General features: G+C 61.1%; 17 protein-coding genes and 1 pseudogene (1 of these 18 running past the window's edge). 11 read left to right on the forward strand and 7 right to left on the reverse strand.

Annotation, left to right across the window (positions count from 1 at the left end; all coding sequences use genetic code 11):
• The 3 genes and pseudogenes from ACHPFG_RS26200 to ACHPFG_RS26210 form a co-directional block, all read left to right on the forward strand.
• Positions 1-238 carry the 3' portion of a hypothetical protein gene (locus tag ACHPFG_RS26200; RefSeq protein WP_431700814.1) on the forward strand. The gene continues 92 nt to the left of window position 1, outside the view, so the window shows 238 of its 330 coding nt (coding positions 93-330); the start codon falls outside the window, past its left edge; its stop codon occupies positions 236-238.
• Positions 239-262: 24 nt separating this feature from the next.
• The gene (locus tag ACHPFG_RS26205; protein WP_032885644.1) at positions 263-634 is read left to right on the forward strand and encodes a PH domain-containing protein; all 372 of its coding nucleotides are present in this window, start codon (positions 263-265) and stop codon (positions 632-634) included.
• A gap of 132 nt (positions 635-766) precedes the next feature.
• Positions 767-847, forward strand: a pseudogene (locus tag ACHPFG_RS26210) (DUF3916 domain-containing protein); the annotation flags it as partial.
• 246 nt (positions 848-1,093) lie between these two features.
• Here the strand turns inward: ACHPFG_RS26210 and ACHPFG_RS26215 are convergent.
• From ACHPFG_RS26215 to ACHPFG_RS26225, 3 genes are all read right to left on the reverse strand, one after another.
• On the reverse strand, positions 1,094-1,660 hold the full coding sequence (locus tag ACHPFG_RS26215; protein ID WP_340054258.1) for a hypothetical protein: 567 nt from the start codon (positions 1,658-1,660) through the stop codon (positions 1,094-1,096).
• A 124-nt stretch (positions 1,661-1,784) separates the two neighbouring features.
• Entirely contained in the window at positions 1,785-3,137 is a 1,353-nt protein-coding gene (locus tag ACHPFG_RS26220; protein WP_431700815.1) for an ATP-binding protein, read from the reverse strand.
• On the reverse strand, positions 3,134-3,796 hold the full coding sequence (locus ACHPFG_RS26225; RefSeq protein ID WP_431700816.1) for a response regulator: 663 nt from the start codon (positions 3,794-3,796) through the stop codon (positions 3,134-3,136). Before ACHPFG_RS26225 ends, ACHPFG_RS26220 begins: the two co-directional genes overlap by 4 nt.
• 147 nt (positions 3,797-3,943) lie before the next feature.
• On the opposite strand from ACHPFG_RS26225, the gene ACHPFG_RS26230 reads away from it, so the two are divergent.
• The 5 genes from ACHPFG_RS26230 to ACHPFG_RS26250 are packed head-to-tail and all read left to right on the forward strand — an operon-like array spanning position 3,944 to position 8,666.
• A complete protein-coding gene (locus ACHPFG_RS26230) occupies positions 3,944-4,210 on the forward strand; it encodes a PepSY domain-containing protein (protein WP_048722823.1) in 267 nt (88 codons plus the stop codon).
• Positions 4,210-4,755, forward strand: coding sequence for a cytochrome b/b6 domain-containing protein (locus tag ACHPFG_RS26235; protein WP_431700817.1), 546 nt, complete (start codon positions 4,210-4,212; stop codon positions 4,753-4,755). The genes ACHPFG_RS26230 and ACHPFG_RS26235 overlap by 1 nt, the downstream gene beginning before the upstream one ends.
• Before the next feature lie 22 nt (positions 4,756-4,777).
• Positions 4,778-6,046: a sialidase family protein gene (locus tag ACHPFG_RS26240; RefSeq protein ID WP_431700818.1), complete on the forward strand. Its 1,269-nt coding sequence runs from the start codon at positions 4,778-4,780 to the stop codon at positions 6,044-6,046.
• On the forward strand, positions 6,046-6,645 hold the full coding sequence (locus ACHPFG_RS26245; protein WP_431700819.1) for a hypothetical protein: 600 nt from the start codon (positions 6,046-6,048) through the stop codon (positions 6,643-6,645). Before ACHPFG_RS26240 ends, ACHPFG_RS26245 begins: the two co-directional genes overlap by 1 nt.
• On the forward strand, positions 6,645-8,666 hold the full coding sequence (locus ACHPFG_RS26250; RefSeq protein ID WP_431700820.1) for an LTA synthase family protein: 2,022 nt from the start codon (positions 6,645-6,647) through the stop codon (positions 8,664-8,666). Before ACHPFG_RS26245 ends, ACHPFG_RS26250 begins: the two co-directional genes overlap by 1 nt.
• Here the strand turns inward: ACHPFG_RS26250 and ACHPFG_RS26255 are convergent, their stop codons facing one another.
• Together ACHPFG_RS26255 and ACHPFG_RS26260 are read right to left on the reverse strand one after the other, a co-directional pair.
• Complete coding sequence (locus ACHPFG_RS26255; RefSeq protein ID WP_431700821.1) at positions 8,667-9,047, reverse strand: c-type cytochrome; 381 nt, start codon at positions 9,045-9,047, stop codon at positions 8,667-8,669. It abuts the gene before it with no gap.
• 43 nt (positions 9,048-9,090) lie between these two features.
• Positions 9,091-9,633, reverse strand: a complete 543-nt coding sequence (locus tag ACHPFG_RS26260; RefSeq protein ID WP_431700822.1) for a demethoxyubiquinone hydroxylase family protein — start codon at positions 9,631-9,633, stop codon at positions 9,091-9,093.
• Positions 9,634-9,830: 197 nt separating this feature from the next.
• Between ACHPFG_RS26260 and ACHPFG_RS26265 the strand changes: the two genes are divergently transcribed.
• The 3 genes from ACHPFG_RS26265 to ACHPFG_RS26275 all read left to right on the forward strand — a co-directional run bounded on the left by ACHPFG_RS26265 (position 9,831) and on the right by ACHPFG_RS26275 (position 13,262).
• Positions 9,831-10,211: a response regulator gene (locus ACHPFG_RS26265; protein ID WP_131700283.1), complete on the forward strand. Its 381-nt coding sequence runs from the start codon at positions 9,831-9,833 to the stop codon at positions 10,209-10,211.
• Positions 10,212-10,407: 196 nt separating this feature from the next.
• Positions 10,408-11,022, forward strand: a complete 615-nt coding sequence (locus ACHPFG_RS26270; RefSeq protein ID WP_431700823.1) for a biliverdin-producing heme oxygenase — start codon at positions 10,408-10,410, stop codon at positions 11,020-11,022.
• Positions 11,019-13,262, forward strand: a complete 2,244-nt coding sequence (locus ACHPFG_RS26275; RefSeq protein ID WP_431700824.1) for an ATP-binding protein — start codon at positions 11,019-11,021, stop codon at positions 13,260-13,262. The genes ACHPFG_RS26270 and ACHPFG_RS26275 overlap by 4 nt, the downstream gene beginning before the upstream one ends.
• A gap of 26 nt (positions 13,263-13,288) precedes the next feature.
• Here the strand turns inward: ACHPFG_RS26275 and ACHPFG_RS26280 are convergent, their stop codons facing one another.
• Entirely contained in the window at positions 13,289-14,608 is a 1,320-nt protein-coding gene (locus ACHPFG_RS26280; RefSeq protein ID WP_431700825.1) for a sensor histidine kinase, read from the reverse strand.
• Positions 14,605-15,315: a response regulator gene (locus ACHPFG_RS26285; protein WP_431700826.1), complete on the reverse strand. Its 711-nt coding sequence runs from the start codon at positions 15,313-15,315 to the stop codon at positions 14,605-14,607. Before ACHPFG_RS26285 ends, ACHPFG_RS26280 begins: the two co-directional genes overlap by 4 nt.
• Positions 15,316-15,379 lie beyond the last annotated feature (64 nt).

The raw sequence follows: 15,379 nt of genomic DNA on the forward strand, positions 1-15,379 counted from the left end.
GATGGATGGGTATGAACGGGAGGTATTTGGGTTGCTGGTGCGGCAGGGGGATCTGCCGGGAATTCTGATGAAGATAGATGAGTGTGTGGTGCAGGCGCTGACCGCTTTGGGTGGGGCCGATACGGTGCTGGGACGTGAGTTGCAGTGGTTGTCTAGCGACGTACAGCAAGTCAGCACGCTGGAGGAACTCAACCCACCGCTCGTGACACTGAAGGACTACCTTAAAGCCATCCAATAACCGACTCACCACAAGGACCGTCACATGATCGACTTCAACAACAAAGGCTTCTTCAAACTCAAACAAAACAACGAATACGCCGAACGCGTCGCAGCCCTGCTGCTGGACGGCGAAGAAGTCGTCGACGCCTACAAAGCCATGCGCGACGGCGTGGTATTCACCACCAAACGCATCATCGCGGTGAACGTGCAAGGCATCACCGGCAGCAAGAAGGACTTCACCTCGCTACCGTACAAAAACATCGTCGCGTACTCGGTGGAAACGTCCGGGACGTTTGACCTGGATTCGGAACTGGAGATTTACTTTTCGTCGCTGGGAAAAGTGAAATTTGAGTTCACCGGCAAGACCTCGATTGTCGAAATCTCCCGCCTGATCTCCAAGCACCTGCTGACTTGATCGGCGGGCATGCTTCAGGGGATCACCGATGACGCTGACTGATCGTCATCCACGCTGTTGAACCGAGCCCGATTAATCTGCCACGGCAATGCCGGCTGCGAGCGGACTTTCTTGTGTTCGTCACGAAATCTTGTGGAAGGTAATCAAACCACACCAAAAATTCTGGCGCATTGCGCTCAGCAGTTGATCAAGGTTGCAGGCCACCTGGTTGAAGCACGATCAGACGAAGACCCTGAGTGCTGGGTTGTTGCATGCAACATGGTCCCAGACATGTTGTGTCTACACCGACAAAGCCCGCTATCTCGGCCACACCCAACCCTTCGACTACGAGTACTTCCGGCAAACCCGCATCACCCGGCGAAGTCAGCACGACCGATGAAGACCCTGACGGAGAGCGCTGGAAGTATCAAACCTTCAGGCCCTTCCAGGCGCAGCATCCGCATTTGTTCGGCCGTCCACCTAGCCCTCTTTCGCCTCACTCCCCTCCCCCACAATCAGAACCCGATTCGCCGGATCCGTAATATCAAACACCTGCTGCGCACACGACGAAGGTTTGAACTGGAACTCCACCAGATACACCTTGCCCTTTTCAGGCTGGAAGCTACTTAACAGAGGCCCGCAAATGGCGTAGATGCCAGGGCGTGAGTCGGTGGACGAACTGGCGACGGTCAGCTTCTTGCCAGGATCTGCCTGGATTTCCAACTGCGGGAAGCGCTTGAACCCCGCGCTGGCTACGGTCTGGTTGAGCTTTGCAATCCAGTTGAAGACGCGGCCTTCACCTGTATCCATCACCGTGCCCAGGGTTTCCATGCGTTCATCGGGGTCGCCTTCGCGGCGTATCGAGAACTCGACGGGAGCGGTGCCGCCATAGGCTTTCATGATGACTTTGGCGTGCTCAGCATCGACGGTCACGGTTTTCTGGCGCAGTTGAATACCATCCTTGAGCAGGCTGGGGGATGAGTCGCGTTGGTTGGATTGGCAGGCGCACAGGGCCAGGGCGAGGGAGAGCAGTGCGATTCGCTTCACGGGAGGATGTCCTTATCGGGGTGACAGATCATGAAGACTGGACCAGTGATTAAACAAAATGTTCCGCAGTGGAGCGACCGCGATGCAGGGGCTCGACAGCTCCCACATTTGAGCAGTGTTCGCTTCAGGCCTCGTTAAACACCAAACGCGCGCACAACCCGCCCTGCTCCCGGTTATGCAGCGCCAGCCGGCTACCGATCTTGCCCACGATCATCTCCACAATTGCCAGCCCCAGCCCTGCGCCATTGGCATTGCCACGGCTGTAAAACCGCTCGAACAAACGCCCCATTTCCGCCTCATCAATGCCCGGCCCCTGGTCCTCCACGCTGAGGCAATGGGCACCAATCACCACTTTCACTTCGCTGCCCGGCGGGGAGAAGTTGAGTGCATTGGTCACCAGGTTTTGCAGGGCGATGGCCAGTGCTACCGGCTCTGTTTCGATCCAGCAGTCTTCATCCCCTTCCAGCACCAACTCCACGCCTTTTTCCATGGCCAGCGGTGTCAGTTCGGCGAGTTCTTCGCGCACCAATTCGGTGAGTTGTACGCGGCTGCGCTTGGGGTTGTTCAACTGCGGTTCGATGCGCGCCATGGTCAGCAGTTGGCTGCCAATGCGGGTGGCGCGGTCGACGCCGTTGACCAGGAAGTCCAACGCTTCGCGCCGCTGGGCCTCGGTGCTGGCACTTTGGGCGTTTTGCGCGTGGATGCGCAGGATTGCCAGGGGTGTGCGCAGTTCGTGGGCGGCGTCGGCGATGAAGCGGCGCTCGCGTTCCAACAGGTCGTCCACTTGCACCAACAGGCGGTTGAGCGCGGTTTGCATCGGCTCCAAGTCGCTGGGCAGCGGCTTGAGGTGCAGCGGTTGCAAGGTGTCGGAGTTACGCCCGCGAATCGACAAGGCCATGGCGCGCAAGGGCTTGAGGCCCCAGCCGATCACCAGCCAGATCAATACAGTGAGCAGCGGCACGCCGATCAAGGTGGGCCAGAGGGTGTGGCGCATGATGCGCTGGATCACGTCCTGACGAATATCGTCGCGCTCGCCCACCCAGATCAGCAGGCCCTGTTGCGGGTCGGCAAGGAGAAAGGCGCACCAGTCGTTGCCGTTGTCCAGGATGTCGTGGGAGCCGAGGGTAGCCGGCGGTGCGGCCAACACTGGCGCTTCGGCGGAGCGTACGAGTAATTGGCCGTCGCTGCGCCACACCTGGAAGGTCAAACGCGTTTCATAAGGGTGGGCGACACCGTCCTCGCCGACACGGCTCATCGCCTGATCGAAGGCCTGGTACAGGCGGTCCCAGTCGGCTTCGCCAGGGTCGCGCTGGCGCAATACGCCTTGCAACAGGCGCGCGCTTTGGGCGAGTTGGGCGTCGTAGACTTCCTCGATTTCGTGGTGGCTGTCGCGCAATACCAGCCAGCTGATCAGGGCGTCGCCCAACAGGATCAGCACCAGGACAGGGATGAGGATGCGTGCACGCACGGAGGTCATGGTTTAAGCGCCAGTACATAGCCAACACCGCGCACGGTGCGGATCAGCTCGGTCGATAACTTTTTACGCAGGTTGTGGATCAACACTTCCAAGGTGTTGCTCTCGACCCGGTCCTGCCAGCCATACAACGCGCGGGACAGGCGCTCGCGGGTCACCACTTTGCCGGGGCGTACCATCAGTTGGTGCAGCAGTTGGTATTCCATGGGGGTGACGATGATGTCCTCGTCCAGATACCGCACTTGCTGAGTAGCCGGATCGAGGCTGACGCCGGCATGTTCCAGCATCGGTTGCGCGCGGCCCTGACTGCGGCGCAACAAGGCGCGCACGCGGGCCTTGAGTTCTTCCACATCGAAGGGTTTGACCAGGTAGTCGTCGGCACCGGCGTCCAGACCGGCGATGCGCTCGGCGGTGCCGTCGCGGGCAGTGAGGATCAACACCGGCAGGTCGTGCTGCTCGGCGCGCAGTTGCTGCAACAAATCCAGACCATCGAGGCGCGGCAGGCCGAGGTCGAGCAGCAACAGATCGAAGCTTTCCGTGCGCAGGGCATACAGGGCCGCAACGCCATCCTGCAGCCAATCCAGGGTGTAGCCTTCAACGCCCAATGCCACGCGAATCCCTTGGCCAAGGGCACGATCATCTTCGACAAGGAGTAGGCGCATAGCAAAGTCTCTGTAGGAATCGGCGGCATCATGCCGGGTTCTGGCCGAGGCTATTTCGGCAAAGATGTTACCGCGCGTTGCCAACTAAGGTTGCGCTAAGGTTGATTTTGCATTGTGAAATCTCCCACATCTGCTGAGAGCTTTTCCATGCGCAAAATTCTCCTGCTGTCCCTGATTATCGCCAGCCCCCTGGCCGTTGCCGGTCCGCAATGCACCACCGCCGAACGCTCGCAATGGCAAGACGAAAAAGCCTTCCAGGACAAGCTCAAGGCCGAAGGCTACGAGATCAGCAAGTTCAAGGTCACCGACGGCAACTGCTACGAGATCTACGGTTTCGACAAGGACAAGCGCAAGGTCGAGATCTACCACGATCCGGTGACCGGCAAGGCCGTGAAGACTGAGATCAAAGGCTGATGCCAGGCGAATCCCTGCGCCTGTGGGACCCGTTGGTAAGGCTGTTTCATCTGTCGATCGCCGGGGTCTTTGTCGCCAATTACTTCTTTAACGAAGCGGGCGATGACTGGCATGTCTGGCTGGGCTATTACGCCATGGCCTGGCTGCTGGTACGAACGGTGTGGGGATTCATCGGGCCGCGCAGCGCACGCTGGGCGGACTTCTGGCCGACCCCGAAACGCTTGAAAACCCATCTGCGCTCGCTGCTCAACCGCCGCCCGCAGCATCGCCTGGGCCATTCGCCCATCGGTGCGCTGGTGATGCTGTTGATGTTGCTGGCGTTGCTGGTCATCGGCATCAGCGGCTTTTTGATGCAGGAAGTGGATGCCCTGTGGGGCGCCGATTGGCCCCTGCAAATCCATGAGACCGCCGCTAATGTGCTGCTGGGCCTGGTGTGCATCCATGTGCTGGCCGCGGTGTTTGAAAGTATCCAGGTGCGGGACAACCTGCCGTTATCCATGCTCACCGGTCGCAGGAAGCGCCTGCCGGATGAACGTGCGCAGTAATCCTTTTCTCGACAGGTCCTCTATGCGCTCCGCCTTACTGATCTGCAGCCTGCTCGCCGTCTTCGTGGCCGCGTGGCTAAGCCACCCGCCCCATGTGCTGGCCCCCTTTGCCCAAGTGGCGCCGAACACCATGAAGGTGGCGGCGGCGCCACAGTACACCAGCCGTTTTGTGTCTTCGCAGCTCACTGACTTTGTGCATTCATCCTCTGTTACCGCCCTGCCCGGTGGCGACCTGATCGCCGTGTGGTTTGCCGGTTCCCGTGAAGGCGCCGCCGATGTGCAGGTGCGCACCGCACGCTTCGATGCGCGCAGCGGCGAATGGGGCACCGAGCAGGTGCTGGCCACGCGGGAAAGCACCCGCGACGGCACCCAGCGCTATATCCGCAAACTCGGCAACCCGGTGATCGCCCTGGGGCCGGATAAACGCCTGTGGATGTTTTATGTCTCGGTGTCGGTCGGCGGCTGGGCCACCAGTGCGATCAACCTGATGGTATCGGATGACCTCGGCACCAACTGGTCGGCGCCCCGGCAATTGGTGACCTCTCCGTTTTTCAACATCAGTACGCTGGTGCGCGCAGCGCCGGTGTTCCACGCCGACGGCTCCATCGGCCTGCCGGTGTACCACGAGTTCATGGGCAAGTTTGCCGAGTACCTGTACTTGAGCGCCGACGGCGCGGTGATCGATAAATTCCGCATCAGCCGCGGCAAGAACTCCCTGCAACCGACCATCGTGCCGCTGGATGGCAAGCGCGCGGTGGCGATGTTGCGCTACGCCGGCGACACCCACCACCGCGTCCTGGCCAGCCGCACCGAAGACGCCGGGCAAACCTGGAGCGAGCCGTACCCGCTGGAACCGGCCAACCCCAATTCGTCGTTGGCGGCGGTGGGCACGGTAGATGACGGGTTACTCGTGGCCCTCAACGACCTGCAGGATGGCCGCTTCAAGCTCAGTCTCTACGGCACCGACGCCCAGCTCAGCGAATGGCGCACCGTGGCGCAACTGGATGAATCACCCGACCCGCTCGGCCAACCCTTCTCCCCCGAGGCCTATAAAGAAATCATCGGCGAAGGCTTCCGCGCCTCCAGCGGCGCCAAACGCCTGCCGCTGGAACAGCGCTTTCTCAGCAACCTCGACTACCGCGTGTGCAAACCCCGGGGCTGCGATTTCGAATACGAGTACCCGTACTTCAGCCGCAGCCCGGACGGCATGTACCACTTGGTGTACTCGTGGAATAACACCTTTATCAAACATGTCAGCTTCAACGAAGCCTGGCTGGCGGAGCGTCTGTGATGGTTTCTCTGTGGCAGGCCCATTTGAGTTTTGTGCTGCTGGGGTTTGTGCTGTTAAGCACGCTCAGGTTTACCGCACCCTGGCGGCCATGGCTGCTGCCGGCGCTGGCGGCGGTCAGTTTTATCCCGGTCAACGAGCTGCCGCTGGCGGCGTATGTGCGCAGTTTTACCGATGACCTGGCGATCAGCACATTGGTGTTGTTGGCCTGGGTCGTGCTCAGCCGTCTAGGCGTCGTGCAGCCGCTTGCTCGCCGGCATCAGGTACAGATGTTGCTGCTGTTTGGCCTGTTGAGCCTGGTGTTGTATCCGGCCACGTTGGGCCTGACCTACTTCGACCCGTACCGTTGGGGCTACAACCCGCGGCCGATGATCGTCCTGGCGGCGGCGGCCGCACTGTTGATGTTGTGGCGGCGTAATACGCTGGCGGTGTGGATGTTGGCGATGGGCACGTTGGCTTTTGCGTTACGGCTCAAGGCGTCGGAAAACTACTGGGATTATCTGGTCGACCCGTTGCTGACCGGTTACTGCCTGATCGCCGGCGCGGGACTGCTGATCAGCGCCGCCTGGCGCCCTCTTTTGAAATGGCACAGGGGTCAATGATGAGTGCGTTGCAATCACGCCGCCTGCGCTACGGCGTGGGCGCGATCGGGTTGGTGTTTGTGTTGCTGGCTGCGTTGCGGCTGGTGTTTGTGCTGGGTTTTTCCGGCCTTGACTTGAACACTCCGGCGCTATTGGAAACCCTGGGTATCGGCCTGCGTTTCGACCTGCGCCTGGCGGTGTTGATCCTGCTGCCGCTGGCCGTGGTGGCATGGTTGCCGCGCTGGAACCTCACCACCCTGCCGGCCCTGCGCTGGCTGGCGCGCGGTTATCTGGTCATCGCACTGGCAGTGGTGGGGCTGGTGTACATCATCGACTTCGGCCACTACGCCTACCTCGGCGTGCGTATCAATGCGACGGTGCTGCGCTACCTGCAAGACGCGCAGATTTCCCAACAGATGGTGTGGGAAACCTACCCAGTGCTGTGGATAACCGCCAGCTGGCTCGCGGCGGTGGCGCTTTGGGTCTGGGCGTTGGTCTGCCTGGAGCGGTTGACCCTGGATCGAGCGCCCGCCGCTATCAGCAAGCCGGCACTGACGGTGGTGAGTGTGGTGGGCGTTGTCGCGGTACTGCTGGCCCTGCTCGGCCGAGTCGCCCACCTCAACCTGGAAAACCCGGTACCCCTGCGCTGGAGCGATGCGTTCTTTTCCGGCAACAGCCAACTGGCCGCCGTGGGCCTGAACCCGGTGCTGTTTTTGTACGACACGCTCAAGGTCGGCCAATCGCAGTTCGATGAAGCCCAGGTTCGCGAGTATTACCCGCACGTCGCCCAGTACCTGGGCGTGGCCCAGCCCGATGCCCAGTCCCTGAACTTCATCCGCGAACAAGGCGTACAGCCCTATCGACTGGCCGGCGAGCGCCCGCCCAACGTGATTTTCGTGATGCTCGAATCCCTCGGCACCAGCGCCGTGGGTGCCTATGGCAACCCGCTCAACCCCACGCCGAACCTGGATAAACTGGCGACGCAAAGCTGGTTCTTCAAACACTTCTACGTCCCCGTCACCGGCACAGCCAAAACCGTATGGGCCAGCATCACCGGTGTGCCCGACGTCACCCGCCAGGAGACCGCCACGCGCAATCCGATAATCACGCGGCAACACACGTTGATCAATGCATTCGAGGGCTACCAGAAGTTCTACATGATCGGCGGCAACGCCGGCTGGGCGAATATCAATGCACTGATCCGCCAGAGCATCAACGATGTGCAACTGTTCGAGGAGAGCGACTGGCAATCGCCACGGGTGGACGTGTGGGGGATTTCAGACCTGGACCTGTTCAAGGAAGCTGACGGGCTGTTAAGCGCGGTGCCCAAGGACCAGCCGTTCTTCGCCTATCTGCAAACCTCCGGCAACCATCGTCCCTTCACCATCCCCAAGCACAACGATGGCTTCCAGCTCAGCGACGTGACGCTGGAACAGGCCCAGGCCGCGGGTTCCCGCAGTGTCGAGCAGTACAACGCCGTGCGCCTGCTGGACTACAACATCGGCCGGCTGATGGACATCGCCAAGGCCGGCGGCTACTACGACAACAGCATTTTTGTGTTCTTCGGTGACCACAACACCCGCATCAGCCAGATCCCGCACATGGCGCCGGCCTTCGAACAGCTGGGCCTGGAAAGTAACAACGTGCCGCTGTTGATCCACGCCCCCGGCCTTGAGCCCCGGGTGATCGAAGAAGCGGTGGGCCTGGCCGACCTGCTGCCCACCGTGGCCGGCATGGCGGGCGTACCGTTTCGCAATGGCGCGATGGGCCGGGACATCCAGCAACCGGCGCCCGAGGGCGAACGCGTGGTGCCGCTGGTGTTGCGCGAGGGCACCTTCCCGATCATCGGCGGCGTGACCCAGGACTTCCTGCTGCAGATGCAACACGACGGCAGCTCTCCGACCTTGCATGACCTGGCATCACTCACCCCGCGTGACGATGTGGCCGCGCAGCATCCCGAGGAATTCCAGCGCCTGCGGGCGCTGACCCGTGGGCTGCATGAAAGTGCGCGGTTGATGCTGTTCAGGAATGTGCGTGAGTGATTACTTGGGCTGGAACGTCTCAAGGTACGCCAGGATGTTGTCGATTTTTTCCGGGTCGCTGATGCCCCAGAAAATCATGCGCGTACCACTCACCACCTTTTTTGGCGCTTCGATATAGGCCGCCAGCTTGTCGCGGGTCCAGACCACGCCGGAGTTTTTCATCGCGTCCGAATATTGATAGTCGGCGGTGGTACCGGCGGGTCGGCCGATGATGCCATTGAGCTCCGGGCCAAAGCCACCGCGCGCGCCTTCGCCGACGCTGTGGCAGCCGCCGCAGGTCTTGCTGAAGAGCTTGGCGCCGGCCTCGGCATCGGCATCGCCGGCCGCATTGGCCGTGCCGGTGTTGAGGATGAGCGCGAGGGTCAGTAGGACGTACTTCATGGGTGACTCCACATCGGGCGTTGCCGGCGATTATGCCTGTTTGTCAGGAGCGCATGCCCATCCAGATCACCGCTTCGGTCCACGCCGTAACCACCGGCGTAAGCGCACGAAACCAAGGGTCGCGAACATCAATCTGCGCTGCCGAGTGATCGTGGTGGTGTTGTTCTTCTTCGACGATGGAGGCAATGGCCGCCACGGCCAGCGGGTCTATGTCGCGTAAAGCGTGAAGTTGATGAGCCAGGTGCTTGAGCACCACGCTTTCCACCGCCACGGTGGTGGCGACGATAGCCTTGCGCCCGCACACCCCGGTGAGCAGGCCCAGCACCAGCCCGCCAAGGCCACACAGCCAGTAGCTGCGGCAGCGTCGGTAGCCTCGCCGTTGCAACTCGGCCTGAAACACGGCGCGGTGGCGGCGCTCGTGGGCGAGGAACTCCTGGAGCTCCCCCACCATGCCGGGGGCGAACAACCGCGCCATAAACAGCTGGCCACTGTAGATACAGATCGCGCCATGCTCACCGGCGTGGTCGACTTTGATCATGCGGTTACCCAGGTTCGGGTCGATCAAGGGGGCGGCGGAAACGTTCACGGTTGACGACCTTGTGCGAGGGCCCGTGGGGTGCGGGCAGATCCTGGTTGCAGAGCGCCGGTATCGTGCCGTACCACCGCGCAAATGCGCAACCTAGACCCTCGAATCGACCACCCATCGCCCCATGCACATCCAATAGAACCTATCCGACCCTATTCCACTCCACCCTACTGAACCCTGATGGTGGAGTAAGGATCATGGCTCAGCCATCGATTTTGGTATTGGAAGACGACGAGATTATTCGGTCGTTGATGGTGGATGTACTGGAGGATTTCGGCGCGACGGTGACGTCTTTCCCTTCGGCCGATGAAGGGATGATTTACCTGGAGCGTGGCGATGACCCGGTGGATTTGATTGTCAGCGATGTGCAGATGCCGGGGTTGCTCAACGGTTATGACCTCAGCCGGGTAGTTGCACACCGCTGGCCGTCGGTGCCGGTATTGCTCACCTCGGGAAACGCCAGACTCGCGGAGCAATTGGGAGGCTCCGTGCGGTTCCTGCCCAAGCCGTGGAGCACCGAACATCTACTTGAGTGCGTGCAAACCGCGTTGACCCAGCAGGGGTCGTCCATGCATTGATAGCGTCGCGATATCATTTATGCCGAACTTCACAGCTGGCCTTATGGTCACTTAATGAAGCAGGGAGCGACTTTTCTGATCCACTGGTCAGCCTTTTCGCTTTGTGCGTTCAGCTGATGCTTACGTGTTGTGTAGAATCGTCGCCTTTTTTAACGCGTCATTCATGGCCGAAAGGCCCACAGTTCGAGCTCATTGAATGCATTCACAGGCCCATGATGGTGGTACGCCCTCATTGCTGGAAGCGTTGCGCGCAGGCACTGGCCTATTGCACGTAGCGCTGGAAAAACGCCTGCCGTTTTTTTCCGAGCACCTGGATGCCGGCTGGTACCAGCGCTTGATCCAGGCGTATTACGGGTTTTATGGGCCGATGGAAGCGGCGCTGTACGGCTGCGACTTCATCCCCGAAGGCTTCGACCAGGCGCTGCGTGTGAAAACACCGACCCTGTTAGACGATCTTCACGCCCTTGGCCTGGATGCCCGCGCAGTCAACGCCTTGCCACACTGTGTGCAACTGCCCTCTTTCGACACCCCCGCTGCCTGCCTCGGCGCCTTGTATGTGCTGGAAGGCGCAACCTTGGGCGGCCAGGTATTGCGCCGGGAAATGGCCCTGCGCCTGGACCTGGACGCCGATAACGGCGGTGCGTTCCTCGATGTATACGGTGTCGAGACCGGTCGGCGCTGGAAGGATTTTCTCTACTATCTTGGCCGCCTGCCGCTGGACGCGCCAGCCAAACAGCGTGCGGTGAACGCGGCACGTTCGACATTCAGCTGCTTTGAGCAATGGCTCGACAGCCAGGAGGTACTGCTATGAAACCCGAAGACTTTGAAGAGCTGCTTGCCAACTGTGCCGACGAGCCCATCCGCTTTCCGGGGGCGATCCAACCCCACGGCGTGCTGCTGACACTGTCGGAACCCGACCTGAACATCATTCAAGTCAGTGCCAACATCGCAGCTTTGTTCAACCGCGCCCCCGAGTCGTTGCTGGGTCAGCCGCTGCACACGCTGGTGGGTGCCGAGCATGCCCAGGCCGTGCAGGTCATGGCGGAACACAACAGTTTTGTCGATGCGCCGCCGCTGCATGTCACGTTCAACGGCGCCGAGTTCGAAGGCCTGTTACACCGCCATCAGGATGTGCTGGTGCTGGAGTTCGAGCCGCGGCTCAAGGACTTCCGGCCACGGGCGCTGAAGGGTCGCAGCAGTGACTTGGGCAAGATGCTGCAACGTCTGCAATCAGCGAAAACCCTGCAAGCGCTGTACGAAATCAGCGTGACTGAAATCCAGGCCATGACCGGTTACGACCGGGTGTTGATCTATCGCTTCGAAGAGGAAGGCCATGGTCAGGTGATCGCCGAAGCGTCGGCACCGTCCATGGAGTTGTTCAACGGCCTCTTCTTCCCCGCGTCCGACATCCCGGAGCAGGCCCGCGAGCTGTATCGCACCAACTGGCTGCGCATCATTCCGAATGCTGCCTACGAGCCGGTGCCACTGCTGCCCAAGCTGCGCCCGGATACCGGTGAGCCGCTGGATTTGAGCTTCGCCACCCTGCGCAGCGTGTCGCCGATTCACTGCCAGTACATGCAGAACATGGGCGTGTTGTCGTCCATGAGCATTTCGCTGATGAAGGGCGACAAACTCTGGGGCCTGATCAGTTGCGGCAACCGTGAACCACTGTTGGTGCCCAATGACTTGCGCATCACCTGCCAGACCATCGGCCAGGTGTTGTCATTGCAGATCAGCGCCATGGAAGCCCTGGACCTGAGCCGTCAGCGTGAAGAGAAAATCGAGGCCTTGGCCAAGCTTGATCAAGCGATGAAGGCCTCGGAAGAAAACGTGTTCGACGGCCTGGCCCAACAAGGCCAGTTGCTGATGGACCTGACCTTGTCCGGCGGCGTGGCGATCATCGAAGACAAGCAAATGCACCGCTATGGCAACTGCCCGGAACCGGCGCAGATCCTTGCATTGCACAAGTGGCTGCAAGACAGCGGCGAGCCGGTGTTTTCCAGCCATAACCTGGTGGCGGTCTACCCGCCAGCCGCCGAGTTTCAACAAGTGGCCAGTGGTGTCCTGGCAATGAGCCTGCCAAAGCCTGTGGATAACGGCGTGCTGTGGTTCCGCCCGGAAGTGAAAGAGAACATCAACTGGAGCGGCAACCCGAACAAGCCGCTGTCCCTGGAAAACTCCAACGCCGGCCTGCGTCTTCGCCCACGCACTTCGTTTGAAATCTGGAAAGTGGAAATGGCCGGTATCTCTACCAAGTGGAGCCACGGCGACCTGTTCGCAGCCAATGACCTGCGCCGCTCGGCCCTGGAAAACGACTTGGCACGCCAGGTGCTGCGCGAGCAACAAGCCGTGCGTGCCCGCGATGACCTGGTGGCGGTGGTGTCCCACGACTTGCGCAACCCGATGACCGTCATATCGATGCTCTGCGGCATGATGCAAAAAGCCTTCAGCTCCGACGGCCCGCACACCTCGCGGCGGATTTCCTCGGCCATCGACACCATGCAACAGGCCGCCGGGCGTATGAACATATTGCTGGAAGATTTGCTCGACACCTCGAAAATCGAGGCCGGGCGCTATGTCGTCAAACCGGTGGTATTGGACGTCAGCCAAATGTTCGAAGAGGCCTATGCCCTGCTCGCGCCGCTGGCGATGGAAAAAGGCATCGACCTGTCATTCAACGCCGAGCCGGGCCTGCAGATCAACGGCGATCCGGAGCGTCTGTTCCAGGTGTTGTCGAACCTGATCGGCAATGCCATCAAGTTCACCCCGCGCCAGGGCCACATCGGCATCAGTGCGATGAGCAATAGTGAAGAGATCGTGTTTTCGGTGCGTGACTCAGGCGAAGGTATTGCGCCTGAGCAGTTACCGCATGTGTTTGATCGTTACTGGACCCAGGCTGAAAACAACCCCACCGGCACTGGCCTGGGGCTGTATATCACCCAGGGGATTGTCCAGGCCCATGGCGGCAAGATCGTTGCTGAAAGTGAACTGGGGCGTGGCAGTGAGTTCCGGTTTACGGTGCCGAAGATGATTGAGGACTCCCATCCCTGACCGAGACTCGCCACCATGAGCGCCGGTTACACCGGCAACACCACTACCGCCTCCAACCCACCCCCCTGGCGCTCCGACAGGGTGAGCGTGCCGCCGTGTTCCAGCACAATCGCGCGGGCGGTAGACAGCCCCAACCCAACGCCGCCAGTGCTTTTGTTGCGTGAACCTTCCAGTCGGTAGAACGGCAGGAACACCTGTTCACGATACTCGGCGGGTATGCCTGGCCCACGGTCCATGACTCGAATCACCACCTCCCCGGCCCATTGCTGCAACTCGATTTGTGGCGCCACGCCGTAGTGAATGGCGTTGTCCATCAGGTTGGTCATCACGCGCTTGAGGCCCAGGGGCCGGCCGAAGTACACCAGCCGTGGTGGGCCGCTAAAAGCGAGTTCAATCGCCTGGTCGCGGTAGTCATCGATCAGGGTTTGTAACAGTTCCGCCAGGTCCAGTTGGGTGGCCTGTTCCAGGCGAGCGTCGTCGCGGAAGAATTCCAGGGCAGTGTTGATCATGGCCTGCATTTCATCGACATCGTTGAACAGCCGGCGTTGCTGGTCGGCATCTTCGATGAATTCGCCGCGCAGGCGCAGGCGGGTCAGGGGCGCGCGCAGGTCGTGGGAGATCGCCGCAAGCATTTGCGTGCGGTCCTGGATGAAGTGCCGCAACTGCGCCTGCATGCCGTTGAAGGCGAGAATGGCCTGGCGGATTTCGTGAGGGCCGACCGGTTCGATGGGCGGCGCGCGGAAGTCAGCGCCAAAGCGCCGCGCCCCCTGGGCGAAGTGTTGCAGGGGGCGAGCCAGGCGGCGGGTCGCGACCAAGGTGACCAGCGCGGTGGAGATCAGCACCAGCAGTACCACGATCACGCTGCGTGCCCCTTCGTCCAAGCCCCAACTGCGGGCACGGGCGCTGAACATCAGCCAGGATTGATCGGCCAGTTGCATCAGGAGCACATAGTGACCATTGCCGCCCGGCCAGTCGGAGGGTTCGTAGGCTTCCATGGGCCGGGTCGGTCCCTGAAGCAGGTGTTTGAACGCTTGCTCCCCGGAATCGAAGTCCGGGTCGTCCAGCACGGGCAAATCAAAGGCCGCGCGCTGCGCTACCCACCTCACGCTGAAGGACTCATCGCCCATCACCTGCGCCAGGTGTGCTCGCTGGGCCGGCTCCGACGCCTCGACTGCGCGCACCACCACGGCGATCTTTTCCAGCAAGCCGATTTCAGTCAATGGGGGGCGTGCCCACACGCCCGCCAATTGTACGAACAAGGCGTTGAGCACCAGCGCGGTAAACATCGCAACCAGGATGGTCAGGGCAATCCAGCGCGCTACGGTGTCACGCGGACGGCGGCTCATGAACGGGTCACGCTGGCAGTGAATTGGTAACCGCCATTGCGCACGGTGCGAATCATCGCTGGGCGCTTGGTATCGAATTCCAACTTGCGCCGCAGGCGGCTGACCTGCACGTCGATGCTGCGGTCGAATGCGTCATGGCTATGGCCCCGCGCCAGGTTCAGCAGTTGTTCGCGGGTCAGCACGCGCTGGGGGTGCTCGACGAACACCAACAGCAAGTCGAACTCGCCGGACGACAGCGGGATCATCACCTGGTCGGGGGAGCGCAGTTCACGGCGCGTAACGTCCAGCTGCCAGCCCGCAAAGCGAATCAAGGGACGGGCAGACTCGCCCAACACTGGCCGGCTCTCGCCTGCCCGACGCAATACGGCACGCACCCGGGCCAGTAATTCGCGGGCATCGAAGGGCTTGCTCAGGTAGTCGTCGGCGCCCATTTCCAGGCCTACCACGCGGTCGCTGAGCTCACCCATCGCGGTGAGCATGATCACCGGCGTGGCGTACTGCTGGCGCAGGCGCTGGCACAGCAGCAAGCCGTTCTCTCCCGGCAGCATCAGGTCAAGGATGATCAGGTCGGCGGGCTGGCGCTCCATGGCGGCCCACAGGTCGGTGCCACCGGCGACGGTCTCGACCGCATAGCCATGTTGCATAAAGAATTTCTTCAGCAGCGCGAGGACTTCAAGGTCATCGTCCACGATCAAAAGGTTGCTCACGGGCGGGCATCACTGGGTGTTTTCGATGCGCCATCTAAAACCATTCGACGCAGCCCGTCATATA

Source organism: Pseudomonas sp. BR20 (genome assembly GCF_050780135.1).
In the GTDB taxonomy this organism is placed as follows: Bacteria; Pseudomonadota; Gammaproteobacteria; order Pseudomonadales; family Pseudomonadaceae; genus Aquipseudomonas.